Source organism: Xanthomonas sp. 1678 (assembly GCF_031455575.1).
Lineage (GTDB): Bacteria > Pseudomonadota > Gammaproteobacteria > Xanthomonadales > Xanthomonadaceae > Xanthomonas_A.
Window position 1 is genome coordinate 628,038 of the sequence record NZ_JAVDSZ010000002.1, and the last position, 14,155, is coordinate 642,192.

Sequence of the window (14,155 nt, forward strand, 5' to 3'; positions counted from 1 at the left end):
CGACTCCATCGACCGAGACCTGAGCGATGCGTGGCACTCTCTACATCGTTGCGGCGCCTTCCGGCGCCGGCAAGAGCAGCATCGTCAACGCCACGTTGGCGCGCGATCCGCAGATCGCGCTGTCGATCTCGTTCACCTCGCGCGCGCCGCGGCCGGGCGAGCGCCACGCCGAGCACTACCACTTCGTGTCCGCCGACGCGTTCCAGGGCATGATCGATGCCGGCGACTTCTTCGAGTACGCCCGCGTCCACGGCGACTGGAAGGGCACGGCGCGGCAATCGGTGGAGCCGCAATTGGCCGCCGGCCACGACGTGCTGCTGGAGATCGACTGGCAGGGCGCGCGCCAGGTGCGGGCCAAGGTGCCCGACGCGGTCAGCGTGTTCATCCTGCCGCCGTCGCGGGCGGCGCTGGAGCAGCGTATGCGCAAGCGCGGCCAGGACAGCGAGGCGGTGATCGCGCAGCGGCTGGCCGCGGCGCGCGAGGAGATGTCGCACTACGCCGACTTCGATTACGTGATCGTCAACGAGGATTTCGACACCGCGGTGGACGAGATGTGCGCGATCTTCGTCGCCAGCCGCCTGCGCCGGCTGCCGCAGCAGCAGCGCCACGCCGACCTGATCGCGGCGCTGCTGCAGGATCAGCCAACTGGCTGATTCCAAAGGAAACTGAATAACGGCCGGTTGATTTCGGCCGGTGCGCGGCCTACAATCGCCGCCCTTTCCCTCATTCGAGCGCGCGGCCGTCGCCGGCCCGCCGGGAGCCCGCATGGCCCGCATCACCGTAGAAGATTGCCTGGAAGTCGTTAACAACCGTTTCGAGCTGGTCATGATGGCGTCCAAGCGCGCCCGCCAGCTGGCCAACGGCGTGCAGGCCACGCTCGACAACACCGAATCGGCCGACAAGCCGACCGTGCTGGCGCTGCGCGAGATCGCCGCGCGCAAGATCGACAACGCGCTGATCGACGAAGTCGAGAAGGCCGAGCGCGAGCGCGCCGAGCGCGAAGCACTGGAGTGGGCCGCGGCCGAAGTCGTCGCCGACGAGGACATGTCCAAGAACGACGACTGATCGCGCACGTCGCGTTCCGATCGCCGCCGAAACAGCCCGCATCCGCGGGCTGTTCCGTTTTGCGGGTTTGCCGTCCTCGCGCCGCTGGCATAGTCTTCGCGCATGAACCCAGGCCCTTCTGCCCAGGTCGCCACTGCCGCGCTGTCGTCGGCCAGCGAGGCGATCCCCGACTACGTCCTGCAACTCGAGCGCAGCGCCAGCTATCTGCCGGCCGAGCAGATCCCGCTGCTGCGGCGCGCGTGGGAAGTGGGCGCGGCCGCGCACGCCGGGCAGACCCGCAAGTCGGGCGAGCCGTACATCACCCATCCGGTGGCGGTTGCCGGCGTGCTGGCCGAACTCGGCCTGGACGTGGAAGCGCTGATCGCCGCGATCCTGCACGACACCATCGAAGACACGCCGCTGACCCGCGCCGAACTGGCGGCCGAGTTCGGCGAGGCGGTCGCCGAACTGGTCGACGGCGTCACCAAGCTGGACAAGCTGAAGTTCCGCGACCGCCAGGAAGCGGCGGCCGAAAGCTTCCGCAAGATGCTGCTGGCGATGTCGCGCGACCTGCGCGTGATCATGATCAAGCTCGCCGACCGCCTGCACAACATGCGCACGCTTGGCGCGCAGAGCGCCGAGGCGCGCAGCCGCATCGCCCGCGAGACGCTGGAGATCTACGCGCCGATCGCCCAGCGCCTGGGCATGAGCCTGATGAAGTCCGAGCTGCAGAACCTCGGCTTCCGCGCGCTGCATCCGTGGCGCCATGCGATCATCGAAAAGCACATCCGCAGCCAGCCGGTGGTGCGCCGCGAGTCGATGGCGCAGGTGGAGGTGCAGCTGTCGCAGCGGCTGGCCAAGGACGGGCTGGAGCACCGCCTGGTCAGTCGGATCAAGACCCCGTGGAGCATCTACAACAAGATGCGCGACGAGAACAAATCTTTTGACCAGGTGATGGACGTGTTCGGCTTCCGCCTGGTGGTGCGCGGGGTGCCCGATTGCTACCACGCGTTGGGCGCGGTGCACGCCACGTTCAAGCCGCTGGACGCGCGCTTCCGCGACTTCATCGCCATTCCCAAGGCCAACGGCTACCAGTCGCTGCACACGGTGCTGTTCGGTCCCTACGGCTCGCCGATCGAAGTGCAGATCCGCACCGAGGAAATGGACCTGATCGCCGAGCGCGGCGTGGCCGCGCACTGGACCTACAAGTTCGGCGGCGAATCGCCGAACAGCGCGCAGAGCCGCGCGCACGCGTGGATCGTGGAGCTGATCGAATCGCAGCGCGCCGCCGGTTCGTCGCTGGAGTTCCTCGACAACGTCAAGGTCGACCTGTTCCCGGACGAGGTCTACCTGTTCACGCCGAAGGGCAAGATCCTCGCGCTGCCGCGCAATTCCACCGCGCTGGATTTCGCCTACGCCGTGCATACCGACGTCGGCAACCGCGCGGTGGCCTCGCGGGTGGACAAGAAGCTGGTGCCGCTGCGCACCAAGCTGGTCAGCGGGCAGACCGTGGAAGTGATCACCGCGCGTTCGGCCACGCCCAAGCCGCAGTGGCTGGAGTTCGTGGTCAGCAGCAAGGCGCGCACCGCGATCCGCCACCAGCTCAAGCAGCTCGAGCACGAGGACGCGGTGCAGCTCGGCCACCGCATGCTCGACCGCGCGCTGGAGGCGATGGACAGTTCGCTGGAGCGCCTGCCCAAGGGGCGGCTGGATTCGTTCCTCAGCGAGCACCGCTATCCGCGCCTGGAGGCGCTGCTGGCCGACATCGCGCTGGGCAACTGGATGCCGAACCAGGCCGCGCAGGCGCTGATGGCCTATGCGGAACTGCGCGGTGGCGGCCTGTCCAAGCATTCGCAGGAAAAGATCCTGATCAACGGCACCGAGCGCGGCGTGGTCAGCTTCGCCAACTGCTGCCAGCCGATTCCCGGCGACGAGATCATGGGCTACCACACCGCCGGCAAGGGCATCGTGGTGCACCGGCTGGACTGCCCGAACCTGGCCGAACTGCGCAAGTCGCCCGAGCGCTGGGTGCCGATCGGCTGGGACACCAGCGTCATCGGCGACTACGACACCGCATTGGTGGTGGACGTGGAGAACCGCACCGGCGTGCTGGCGCAACTGGCCGCGGCGATCGCGCAGAGCCAGTCCAACATCGAGCGCGTGGACTACCTGGACCGTGACTTCAACGCCGCGGTACTGCGCTTCAACATCCAGGTCCGCGATCGCAACCACCTGGCCGAAGTGATGCGCCGGCTGCGGCGGCTGACGGCAGTGCAGAGTGTGCGCAGGCAGTAGTGGGGCCGGGACTCGGGGCTCGGGACCGGGGACTCGGGGGATGGTCGCAAGAGCGCTGCATTTTTGCTTTTCTGTAGGAGGGGCTTTAGCCCCGACGCCTTACCGATAACGCGTCGGGGCTAAAGCCCCTCCTACAGAAAAGCGGTTGTGCGGTAGCCGCAAAAAAGGCCGCTTTTTCTGCAAAAAAAAGCGGCCTTCTTGCATCAAATCGCTTGACAGCGATTTCCCCCGGGACATCATCCTGCCGTCCCGAGTCCCGAGTCCCGAGTCCCGAGTCCCGAGTCCCGAGTCCCGAGTCCCGAGTCCCGAGTCCCGAGTCCCGAGTCCCGAGTCCCGAGTCCCGAGTAAAATACCTACCCATTCTTCCGTTGGAGCCGCCATGTCCCGCCAGATCATCCACACCGAGCAGGCGCCGGCCGCGATCGGGCCGTATTCGCAGGCCGTGCGCGCCGGCAACACGGTGTACTTCTCCGGGCAGATCCCGCTGGATCCGGCGACCGGTGAGGTCGTGCCCGGCGATATCGGCGTGCAGGCGCGCCGCGCCTTCGACAACCTCAAGGCGGTGGCCGAGGCGGCGGGCGGTTCGTTGGACCGGATCGTGCGGCTGGGCCTGTACCTGACCGACCTGTCGCAGTTCGCCCAGGTCAATGCGGTGATGCAGGAGTATTTCCAGGCGCCGTTCCCCGCGCGTTCCACCGTCGAAGTGTCCGGCCTGCCGAAGGGCGTCGGTTTCGAGGTCGATGCGGTGATGGTGCTCGACTGACCCTCGCCCGTGCCGCGCGTGCAGGTTCCGGCGCCGGCGCTGTCGGCGGCAGGCGAGGCGCCGTTGTCGGCGCTGCCGGGCGTCGGCCCGAAGGTCGCCGAGAAGTTCGCCGCGCGCGGCCTGCTGACGCTGCAGGACCTGTGGCTGCACCTGCCGCTGCGCTATGAGGACCGAACCCGGCTGACCCCGGTGGCGGCGCTGCAGCCGGGCATCCCGGCGCAGGTCGAGGTGCGGGTGGAGGCGGTGGATCGCGGGTTCCGCTACCGGCCGATGCTGCGCGTGGCGGTGGCCGACGATTCGCGCGGCACGCTGGTGCTGCGCTTCTTCCAGTTCCGCGCCGCGCAGGTGGCGCAATTCGCGGTGGGCGCGCGGCTGCGCGCGTTCGGCACACCCAAGCCGGGCCAGCACGGCCTGGAGATGGTGCATCCGAGCTACCAGATCCTCGGCGGCGACGACACCGTGGGGCTGGACGACAGCCTGGACCCGGTCTACCCGGCGGTCGAGGGCATCGGCCCGGCGACGCTGCGCAAGCTGATCGGCCAGGCGCTGGACCGGCTGCCCGCCGAAGCGTCGCTGGAGCTGTTGCCGGCGGCGATGCTGGTCGAACTGGGCCTGCCCTCGCTGCGCAGCGCGCTGCTGATCGCGCACCGGCCGCCACCGCAGGCCGACCTGGGCGCGCTCGCCGCCGGCCTGCATCCGGCGCAGCAGCGGCTGGCGCTGGAAGAACTGCTGGCCCACCACCTGAGCCTGCGCCGGCAGCGCATCGCGCTGCAGCGCCAGCGTTCGCCGTCGCTGCGCGGCCGCGGCCTGCTGGCCAAGCGCCTGCAGCAGTCGCTGCCGTTCCAGCTCACCGGCGCGCAGCAGCGGGTGTACGCGCAGATCCGCGCCGATCTGGAAAAGCCCTCGCCGATGCTGCGCCTGGTGCAGGGCGACGTCGGCAGCGGCAAGACCGTGGTCGCGGCGCTGGCGGCGATGCTCGCGGTGGACAAGGGCAAGCAGGCGGCGCTGGCGGCGCCGACCGAACTGCTCGCCGAGCAGCACCTGGCCAACCTGCGCGCCTGGCTGGAACCGCTCGGCATCCGCGTCGCCTGGCTGGCCGGCAAGGTCACCGGCAAGGCGCGCGCCGCGGTGCTGGCGCAGATCGCTTCGGGCGAGGCGCAGGTGGTGGTTGGCACCCACGCGCTGATGCAGGCCGCGGTGGCCTTCCACGATCTGGCCCTGGCCATCGTCGACGAGCAGCACCGCTTCGGCGTGCACCAGCGCCTGGCCTTGCGCGACAAGGGCGCCACCGGCGCCGGCGTGCCGCACCAACTGGTGATGACCGCCACTCCGATCCCGCGCACGCTGGCGATGGCCGCGTATGCCGACCTGGACGTGTCGGCGATCGACGAGCTGCCGCCCGGGCGCACGCCGGTGCAGACCATCGTGCTCAGTGCCGAGCGCCGCCCGGAGCTGGTGCAGCGCATCCGCGTGGCCTGCGCCGAAGGCCGCCAGGCGTACTGGGTGTGCACCCTGATCGACGAAACCGAGGACAGCGACAAGCCGGCGCAGGGGCAGGGCGGCGGCGCCGGCAACCGCATCGACGCCACGGCCGCGCAGGCCACCTTCGAGGCGTTGTCGGCGCAGCTGCCGGAGCTGAAGGTGGGGCTGGTGCACGGCCGCATGAAGGGCGCCGAGAAGCAGGCGGCGATGCGCGCGTTCAAACAGGGCGAGATCGACCTGCTGGTCGCCACCACGGTCATCGAGGTCGGCGTCGACGTGCCCAACGCGTCGCTGATGATCATCGAGAACGCCGAGCGCCTGGGCCTGGCGCAACTGCACCAGCTGCGCGGCAGGGTCGGGCGTGGCGCGGCCGCATCGAGTTGCGTGCTGATGTATCAAGCGCCGTTGTCGGCGATGGCGCGGCAGCGCCTGCAGACCATGCGCCAGACCAACGACGGCTTCGTCATCGCCGAGAAGGACCTGGAGCTGCGCGGCCCCGGCGAACTGCTCGGCACCCGCCAGACCGGCCTGGCTGCCTTCCGCGTCGCCGACCTGGCGCGCGACGCCGGCCTGCTGCCGCGCGTGCACGCGCTGGCCGAGCGGCTGCTGACCGAGTCGCCGGCCCTGGCCGATCGCATCGTCGCGCGCTGGGTGGGTGGGGCGGCGCGGTTTGCGGGGGCTTAGTTGGCGGGACCAGGGACCGGGGACCGGGGACCCGGAAAGGCAGCGGTGTCGGTGCGTAGGGGGTTTGCACTTTCACGGGCGATTCCATGCGCGGGGATTCATACCGCGCTTGACAGGCGATCGCGGCCAAAGATCCTTGCCCGGTCCCCGGTCCCCGGTCCCCGGTCCCCGGTCCCCGGTCCCGCTTCCCACTCCCTCGCCGCAATGCCAGACTCGGCGGCCGAATGGACTGATGAAGAATCGCGCATGAGCGACAAGATTCCCCTGTTGATCGACACCGATCCCGGCGTGGACGACGCCCTGGCCCTGTTGATGGCCTTCGCCGATGAGCGCCACGAGGTGGTCGGCCTGACCATCGCCGCCGGCAACGTCGGTCTGCAGCACACCGTGCGCAATGCGCTGAAGCTGTGCGAAGTGGCCGGGCGCGAGGATGTGCCGGTGTACGCCGGCTGCGCCGATCCGTTGCTGCATCCGGCGGTCGACGCCGCTCACGTGCACGGCGTGGATGGGTTCGGCGATGTCGGCCTGGCGCCGTCGGCGCGTGCCGCCGAGCGCGAGCACGCGGCTCTGGCGATCCTGCGCCTGTCGCACCAGTACGCTGGTTCGCTGCTGCTGGTCGCGCTCGGCCCGCTGACCAACGTCGCGCTGGCGCTGAAGCTGGATCCGACCCTGCCGCAGCGGGTGCGCCGCTTCGTGGTGATGGGCGGGGCGATCACCTGCCACGGCAACATCACCCCGGCCGCCGAGTTCAACATCGCCTTCGATCCGGAAGCGGCGCACATCGTGTTTTCCGGGTTCCCGCACATCGAGGTCGCCGACTGGGAGGCCACCGTCGCCCATGGCCTGCCGCACCGCGAGGTCGAACAGTGGCTGGCGGCGGACGCCGACAAGGCGCGCTTCTACGAGGAGATCTCGCGCAAGACCCGGCTGTGGTCGGAGGATTCGCGCGGCGAGTACTGGTATGCCGCCGATGCGCTGGCGATGGCCTGGGCGCTGCAGCCCGACGGCGCGTTGGAGGTGCAGTCGCGGCCGCTGCAGGTCGAACTGGCCGGGGTCCACAGCCGCGGCGCCACCCTGGTCGACTGGAACCGCCAGCTCGGCCTGGCCGACAACACGGCGCTGCTGATCCGCTACGACCAGGCCCGCTTCCAGGCGCTGGCGCGCGCGGCGGTGGGCGCCGGCTGAGCCGGGGCCTGTCGGCGCTATCGGGGCGGATCCCCCGATGGTGCCGGCGAGGCTTGTCCCGGGATCCGGGACGCGGGACTCAGGACTCAGGACTCAGGACTCGGGACTCGGGACTCGGGACTCGGGACTCGGGACTCGGGATTTTCAGAGAGTACGAAGCATGGGAGGCAGGGAGGGGCCGGTGCAGGCCTTGCCCTGAGCGCGGGCGCCCGCCTCGCGTTCTCGGCACCGCATATTCGGTGCAGGTTGTTCTTGCGCGCAGGCCCGGGGAGTTGCTATAGTTTCCCTCTTGTCCAGCAGCCCCTACGGTGCGAGCCCATGAAGGCCGACCTCCATCCCCAGTACCACAACGTCGTGTTCCACGACGTCACCTCCGATTTCAAGATCCTGACCCGTTCGACCATGTCCTCGAAGGACAAGGTCAAGTGGGAGGACGGCGAAGAGTATCCGCTGATCAAGGTCGAAATCTCCTCGGCTTCGCATCCGTTCTATACGGGCAAGCACAAGGTCATCGACACCAGCGGCCGCATCGACAAGTTCCAGAAGCGCTACGCGCGCTGATCGAGCGGTCGAAGTGGTAGAAGACGGCCGCGCCCTGCGCGGCCGTCTTTTTTGGCGTTCCCGATCCGTCGATTCCCGGTCCGTCGCGGCCTGCGTAGATCTTCCCGTCCGATGGCGGCGAGGATGCAACGCTGTGTCGCCGCGGGCCTGCGCTTTGCGGCGTGACGAGCAACGACTCAAATGTTGCTGTGCGATAATGGCGCGATCCGTGGTAATTGCCGTGGACTTCCTTCACGCGTCTGTTCGCAAAGTACGGGCAGGCGCCTTCCACTGAGGAGCGCACACTGTGTCCGATCTTGATCAGGTCACGCTGAATGCCGGCGACAAGTCGGTCGTTCTGCCGGTACTCAAACCCACCTTGGGCAACGATTGCGTCGACATTTCCAAGTTGACCAAAGAAACCGGTCTGTTCACCTACGACTCGGGCTTCACCGCGACCGCCAGCTGCAAGTCGGCGATCACCTACATCGATGGCGACAACGGCGTGCTGCTGTACCGCGGCTACCCGATCGAGCAGCTGGCCGAGAAGTCCAACTTCCTCGAAGTGGCCTACCTGCTGATGAACGGCGAACTGCCCACCGCCGACGAATTCAAGACCTTCGACCACGAAGTGACGCATCACACGATGATGCACGAGTCGCTGAAGAACTTCCTCGGCGGCTTCCGCCACGACGCGCACCCGATGGCGATGATGGCCGGCACGGTGGCCTCGCTGTCGGCGTTCTACCACGACACGCTGGACCTCAACGATCCGGAGCAGCGGCGCCTGGCCGCGATCCGCCTGATCGCCAAGGTGCCGACGATCGCCGCCGCGGCGCACCGCTATTCGATCGGCTGGCCGATCCGCTACCCGCGCAACAATCTCGGCTACGTCGACCGTTTCCTGCACATGATGTTCGAAGTGCCGAGCGAGCAGCTGGAGATGAATCCGGTCGTGGCCAAGGCGCTGGACCTGCTGTTCATCCTGCACGCCGACCACGAGCAGAACGCCTCGACCTCGACCGTGCGCCTGGTCGGCTCCACCGGCGCCAACCCGTACGCCTCGGTCGCCGCCGGCATCACCGCGCTGTGGGGCCCGGCGCATGGCGGCGCCAACGAAGCCGTGCTGAAGATGCTGGAAGAGATCGGTACCGCCGACAACGTCGAGAGCGCCGTGGCCAAGGCCAAGGACAAGAACTCGAGCTTCCGCCTGATGGGCTTCGGCCACCGCGTCTACAAGAACTTCGATCCGCGCGCCAAGATCATCCGCGAGATGACCCACAAGGTGCTGGGCGAACTGGGCGTCAACGATCCGTTGCTGGAAGTGGCGCTGAAGCTGGAAGAGGCCGCGCTGAAGGACGACTACTTCGTGCAGCGCAAGCTGTACCCGAACGTCGACTTCTACTCGGGCATCATCTACAAGGCGCTGAACATTCCGGTGGAGATGTTCACCGTGATGTTCGCCATCGCGCGCACCGCCGGCTGGGTGTCGCATTGGCTGGAGCAGCAGGTCGACCCGGAAATGAAGATCGGCCGTCCGCGCCAGATCTACACCGGCTACGACAAGCGCGACTACAAGGCCGACGGCCAGCGCTGATCGCGCTGCCGTTGATCCGTCGCAAGAACGCCCCGCTTTGCGGGGCGTTTTTTATGGGGCGGACTGTGTGCGACGGCTTTTCCGGGGCGCCTCTCGTCGCGACTGGAGGCGCTCCCGCGGCCTTGCGTGCAGGCGCCGCGCCGAAGCGCTTTTCATGTGGGAGCGACTTCAGTCGCGACGCGCGTGACATGGAATGCCCACTGCGGCCGATGGCTTGATGCCGCCCAAGCGCCTTCCACAGGCACCGCTGCGCGATGGCATCATCGCGTGGCAGGCTCTGGCTCGAGCCGCACTAGTGCTCGACCGGCACTTCGATCTGCGCCACCAGCGCATGGCTGTCGGCCTCGTGCATGCGCGCGATGCCATCGAGGTCGAGCAGGTAGAAGTGGCCGCGATCGGTCAGGAAGTGCCAGGCCAGCACCTGGCCGCCGTTGTGCGCGTGGCTTGGGTCGCCCGCGGTGACCCTGTCCAGCGTGTGCCCGCTGTCGGCGCACAGGCGGCGGATCAGTTTCATGTAGCGCGGTTCGTTCTCCAGCGCTGCGGCGACGCGCGCATGGCGATCGGGCAGGGCCGCGGCACGGCGCTCGACCTCGGCCTGCATCTCTTCGATCGACAGCACCACCAGTTGCGGGTGCGTGCGCAGCCAGGCCGAGTTCAACGCGATCAGGTCTTCTTCTTCCGCCAGCGCATGGAAGGCGTCGCCATGCTGGTCGAGCGCGTCGCGCGCGGGGTTGTCGCCGAAGTAGTCGCCATCCATGAACGCCTGCAGCGTGTCCTCGTCCATCCGCTCCAACAGCGCGCGGCTGGCCGCGTACAGCGCCGCATGCCGCGGCGCCTGCATCGCCTGCAGCCCGCGCCCGACCTGGTCCAGCACCACCGGGTCGGCATTGCAGTTGTAGACGAACTGGGCGAAGCCGCCGTTTTCCACCTGCGCCACGTAGAAGTCGACGTAGTAGCTGCACATCGCCTCGGCGGCGATCTCGTCCGGGCGCAGCCATTGGTCGAGCTGGGCGTTGATGAAGCTGATGTTGGACTGGATCGGCGCGTACGCATCGTCGCTGTCGAAGCTGTTGCGTGAGATGACGATGGCGCTGGCGGGAATGGCGGGCATGCAGTGGGTCCGGTGGCGAGGGGGTGTGCGCGGGACGCGCGGCGCGGCGGCGCTCAGCGCCGCTGCTGGTAGTCGGCGATGTCCTGCTCGGTCAGCAGCTGCCGCAGCTGGCTGTCCGAGGCGCGCCGCATCGGCTTCTCGTCGACCTGCGACAGCGGCGCCTGGCGCAGCGCGTCGTAAGGCAGCACGGTCAGGTCGAAGCTCAGTTCCTCGGCGGCGAACAGCCACACCGGGAAGTCCTCGCTGCGTTCGCGGTCCAGGCGCAGCCGGCGCGTGCGCGATTCGGCCGGGATCCGGTGTTCTTCGAGAAAGCGCGCCACCGCGTCGGCGTCGTCGCTGTGCAGGTGCAATTGCACGGGACTGTTCGCATCGGCGGTGCCGTCGTACACCGGGCCGACCAGGCGCGGCGCGAACGCGTGCAGGAAGTCCATCGCGCGCAACGCGGCCTCGCGGCGCAGGCGCAGGCCACCGGCGTGGTCGGGTCCAGCGAACAGGCGCTGGTACTCGCGCAGCGCATCCTCGATCTCGCGGTTGCGCGGCAGCGAGGCGTCGTCGTGGATGCCGAGCCGTTCGGCGGCCTTCAATTTGGCCTGGTGGAAATCGCGGATGCCGCCTTCGGCCATTAGCCGGGCGGCTTCGTGGGCCAGCCGGCGGCGGCGTTCGTGCGTGCGGGTCTGGGCATGTTGCCGAGCGTGGTGCATGGGGCCGCCTCCCTCAAAGCCTGCCCCGACTGTACAACAGCGCGGTGACGTCGGCATGCAGCGCGGTTGCGCGCTGCAGCCGGTTCGAATCGCGCTCGGCTACGCAGCGTCCGCCAGCCATCGCCGCCTCGGCGCCGGGTCCCCGCCGAGTCCCGAGTCCCTGGTCCCGAGTCCGGAGCCCTTAGAAGATATCGAACGCTGCGTCGTCGGTCTTCTGGTCCTGCAGGCCGTAGTCGAACTCCTGGATGCGATCCATGTCCTCGACCTTGACCCACTCGGTGGCGCCGTTGAGCGAGGCCTGGACCATGCCGGCCGGCGGGTCGTTGCTGGCGATCGGCTTGTCCTTCAGCGCCACGCGCATGTACTCGATCCAGATCGGCAGCGCCGCCTTGCCGCCGTATTCGCGGTAGCCGAGCGAACGGAAGTCGTCGCGGCCGACCCACACGGTGGTCACGTAGGGGCCGCCGAAGCCGGAGAACCAGGCATCGCGGTGGTCGTTGGTGGAGCCGGTCTTGCCGCCGATGTCCTCGCGGCCCAGTACCTTGGCGGCGGTGCCGGTGCCGCGCTGGACCACGTCGCGCATCATCGAGACCAACTGGTAGGCGGTGCGCTCGTCGATCGCGCGCGGCGCCACCTTGGCCTCGGGATCGGCCGGCGCCGTCTCGGCCACGGCCGGGGCCGCCGCGGCGGTCGCCGCAGGCTTGGGCGCTGGCGGCGGCGTTGCCGCACCGAAGTTGAAGCCGTCGACCACCTGGCTGGCCGGAGTGGCGCTGCCACCGACGCTGCCGCAGCTGCGGCAGGCGGTCGGCGCGTGCTCCTGGAACAGCACATTGCCGTCGCGGTCGGTGACCTTGTCGATGATCCAGGTGTCCACCCTGGAGCCGCCGTTGGCGAAGACCGCATAGCCGCGCGCCACCGACAGCGGGGTCAGCGACGCGGTGCCCAGCGACATCGACAGGTTGGGCGGCAGCTCGGCTTCCTGGAAGCCGAACTGGCTGATGTACTTGCGCGCGAAGTCCACGCCGATGCTGTCGAGCAGGCGCACCGAGACCAGGTTGCGCGACTGCACCAGCGCCTCGCGCAGGCGCATCGGGCCGCGGAAGCCGCCGCCGTCGTTCTGCGGCGACCAGGTCTTGCCGCGGCGGTCGCGAAACACCACCGGCGCGTCGAGCACGATCGACGCCGGATTGAAGCCCTTCTCGAACGCGGCCGCGTACAGGAACGGCTTGAAGCTGGAGCCGGGCTGGCGCCGCGCCTGGGTGGCGCGGTTGAACTTGTTGCCGGCGTAGCTGAAGCCGCCGACCAGGGCGCGCAGCGCGCCGTTGTTGGCGTCCAGCGACACCAGCGCCGACTGTCCGCGCGGCAACTGGGTGACTTCCCACTCGCCCGGCTTGTCGCCGGCCTGGATCCGCACCAGGTCGCCGCGCTTGAGCAGCGCGGCCGGGCTGCGCCCGGTCCAGCGGCTGGAGGCGACCGGCAGCACCAGCTCGGTCTTGTTGGCGAGCACCACGCTGGCGCTGCCGTCGCTGCCGGTGGCGGCGACGATGCTCGGCAGCATGCCGCCCTGCGCATTGATGCCGGCCAGGTGGCCGGCCAGCGCGGCCGCGTCGGCGTCGGCGGCCACGTCGAAATGCTTCTCCACGCCATTCCAGCCATGGCGCCGGTCGTAGATCACCAGGCCTTTGCGCACCGCCTGGTTGGCGGCGGCCTGCAGTTCGGTGTCGATGGTGGTGGTGACGTGGTAGCCCTTGTCGAGCACGTCGCCGCCGAAGCGCGCGATCATCTCCTGGCGCACCAGCTCGGCCACGTAGGGCGACTCGACCTCGACCGGGCGCTCGTGCGGCGTGGCGTGCATCGGCACCGCCTTGGCGGCGTCGGCCTCGGCCTGGGTGACGAAGCCCAGCGACGCCATGCGGCTGAGCACGTAGTTGTCGCGGCGCTGCTTGGCGCGCTCGGGATTGCTGATCGGGTTGCCGCTGGACGGGAACTTGGGGATGCCGGCCAGCGAGGCCATCTCGTCCAGGCTCAGTTCGTTGAGCTTCTTGCCGTAGTAGTACTCGGCCGCGGCGGCGATGCCGTAGGCGCGGTTGCCGAAGAAGCTCTTGTTGAGGTACAGCTCGAAGATCTCGTCCTTGCTCAGCTCGGCCTCGATCTTGCGCGCCAGCAGGATCTCGGCCAGCTTGCGCGTATAACTGTATTCGGAGCTCAGGAAGAACTGGCGGGCGACCTGCTGGGTGATGGTCGAGCCGCCCGGCACGCGCTTGTCGCTGGTGGTGGCCAGCAGCCACACCGCGCGGGCGATGCCTTTGTAGTCGACTCCGCCGTGCTGGTAGAAGCGCGCGTCCTCGGTGGCCAGGAACGCCTGCTTCAGCCGCTCCGGCACGTCCTTCATGGTGATCGGATAGCGCCGCGTCTCGCCGAACAGGGCCATCAGCTTGCCGTCGCTGGCATAGACGTACATGGGCTCCTGCAGCTCCACCTGGCGCAGCGTCTGCACGTCGGGAAGCTTGGAGGAGACGACGTAATACAGCCCGCCGGCGGCGGCTGCTCCGACCAGGGCGAGGACGACAAACGTGACCAGCGCCCAGCGCAGCCAACGACGAAAACGGGGCATCGACAGAGATTCCGATTGCAGATTTCTTGGGCGCAGAGTATAGAGTACGGCGGGGAACGGCTGGGGCCGATTCCGGGGATGCGAAGGGTTGCCGCCACAAGACATGACGTGACCGAGGTCACGACATGCCGAGGGTGGT

Annotated in this window: 11 protein-coding genes; 8 read left to right on the plus strand and 3 right to left on the minus strand. The window is 68.6% G+C overall.

Annotated features, from left to right (window positions below; genetic code table 11):
• The first annotated feature begins 26 nt into the window (after nt 1–26).
• The 8 genes from gmk (at nt 27) to J2Y70_RS05820 (ending at nt 9,590) form a co-directional block, all read left to right on the plus strand.
• Complete coding sequence (gmk, locus tag J2Y70_RS05785) at nt 27–653, plus strand: guanylate kinase (protein ID WP_263395577.1); 627 nt, start codon at nt 27–29, stop codon at nt 651–653.
• A gap of 112 nt (nt 654–765) precedes the next feature.
• Entirely contained in the window at nt 766–1,065 is a 300-nt protein-coding gene (gene rpoZ / locus J2Y70_RS05790; RefSeq protein ID WP_010343101.1) for a DNA-directed RNA polymerase subunit omega, read from the plus strand.
• A 102-nt stretch (nt 1,066–1,167) separates the two neighbouring features.
• Nucleotides 1,168–3,339 carry a bifunctional (p)ppGpp synthetase/guanosine-3',5'-bis(diphosphate) 3'-pyrophosphohydrolase gene (locus J2Y70_RS05795; protein ID WP_263395576.1) on the plus strand — a complete coding sequence of 724 codons (2,172 nt, stop codon included), beginning with the start codon at nt 1,168–1,170 and terminating at the stop codon, nt 3,337–3,339.
• A gap of 379 nt (nt 3,340–3,718) precedes the next feature.
• The gene (locus J2Y70_RS05800; protein WP_263395575.1) at nt 3,719–4,102 is read left to right on the plus strand and encodes a RidA family protein; all 384 of its coding nucleotides are present in this window, start codon (nt 3,719–3,721) and stop codon (nt 4,100–4,102) included.
• A 9-nt stretch (nt 4,103–4,111) separates the two neighbouring features.
• Nucleotides 4,112–6,268 (plus strand): ATP-dependent DNA helicase RecG, encoded by a 2,157-nt coding sequence (recG, locus tag J2Y70_RS05805; protein WP_309914464.1) that lies wholly within the window; start codon nt 4,112–4,114, stop codon nt 6,266–6,268.
• 246 nt (nt 6,269–6,514) lie between these two features.
• Entirely contained in the window at nt 6,515–7,453 is a 939-nt protein-coding gene (locus J2Y70_RS05810) for a nucleoside hydrolase (RefSeq protein ID WP_309914466.1), read from the plus strand.
• Nucleotides 7,454–7,771: 318 nt separating this feature from the next.
• Nucleotides 7,772–8,014, plus strand: a complete 243-nt coding sequence (locus J2Y70_RS05815; protein WP_263395572.1) for a type B 50S ribosomal protein L31 — start codon at nt 7,772–7,774, stop codon at nt 8,012–8,014.
• Between the two features lie 286 nt (nt 8,015–8,300).
• On the plus strand, nt 8,301–9,590 hold the full coding sequence (locus J2Y70_RS05820) for a citrate synthase (RefSeq protein ID WP_185815393.1): 1,290 nt from the start codon (nt 8,301–8,303) through the stop codon (nt 9,588–9,590).
• A gap of 292 nt (nt 9,591–9,882) precedes the next feature.
• On the opposite strand, the gene J2Y70_RS05825 is transcribed toward J2Y70_RS05820, so the two are convergent.
• The 3 genes from J2Y70_RS05825 to J2Y70_RS05835 all read right to left on the minus strand — a co-directional run bounded on the left by J2Y70_RS05825 (nt 9,883) and on the right by J2Y70_RS05835 (nt 14,016).
• Entirely contained in the window at nt 9,883–10,701 is an 819-nt protein-coding gene (locus tag J2Y70_RS05825) for a DUF4375 domain-containing protein (protein ID WP_309914472.1), read from the minus strand.
• Between the two features lie 53 nt (nt 10,702–10,754).
• Nucleotides 10,755–11,402 carry a hypothetical protein gene (locus J2Y70_RS05830; protein WP_263395570.1) on the minus strand — a complete coding sequence of 216 codons (648 nt, stop codon included), beginning with the start codon at nt 11,400–11,402 and terminating at the stop codon, nt 10,755–10,757.
• Nucleotides 11,403–11,583: 181 nt separating this feature from the next.
• Nucleotides 11,584–14,016: a penicillin-binding protein 1A gene (locus J2Y70_RS05835; protein WP_309914476.1), complete on the minus strand. Its 2,433-nt coding sequence runs from the start codon at nt 14,014–14,016 to the stop codon at nt 11,584–11,586.
• Between the last annotated feature and the right edge of the window lie 139 nt (nt 14,017–14,155).

What these genes read in the sequence shown, in the direction of transcription:
- gmk (WP_263395577.1), top strand. Translation starts at nt 27, where the DNA reads ATGCGTGGCACTCTCTACATCGTTGCGGCGCCTTCCGGCGCCGGCAAG.
- rpoZ (WP_010343101.1), top strand. Translation starts at nt 766, where the DNA reads ATGGCCCGCATCACCGTAGAAGATTGCCTGGAAGTCGTTAACAACCGT.
- J2Y70_RS05795 (WP_263395576.1), top strand. Translation starts at nt 1,168, where the DNA reads ATGAACCCAGGCCCTTCTGCCCAGGTCGCCACTGCCGCGCTGTCGTCG.
- J2Y70_RS05800 (WP_263395575.1), top strand. Translation starts at nt 3,719, where the DNA reads ATGTCCCGCCAGATCATCCACACCGAGCAGGCGCCGGCCGCGATCGGG.
- J2Y70_RS05810 (WP_309914466.1), top strand. Translation starts at nt 6,515, where the DNA reads ATGAGCGACAAGATTCCCCTGTTGATCGACACCGATCCCGGCGTGGAC.
- J2Y70_RS05815 (WP_263395572.1), top strand. Translation starts at nt 7,772, where the DNA reads ATGAAGGCCGACCTCCATCCCCAGTACCACAACGTCGTGTTCCACGAC.
- J2Y70_RS05825 (WP_309914472.1), bottom strand. Translation starts at nt 10,701, where the DNA reads ATGCCCGCCATTCCCGCCAGCGCCATCGTCATCTCACGCAACAGCTTC.
- J2Y70_RS05830 (WP_263395570.1), bottom strand. Translation starts at nt 11,402, where the DNA reads ATGCACCACGCTCGGCAACATGCCCAGACCCGCACGCACGAACGCCGC.
- J2Y70_RS05835 (WP_309914476.1), bottom strand. Translation starts at nt 14,016, where the DNA reads ATGCCCCGTTTTCGTCGTTGGCTGCGCTGGGCGCTGGTCACGTTTGTC.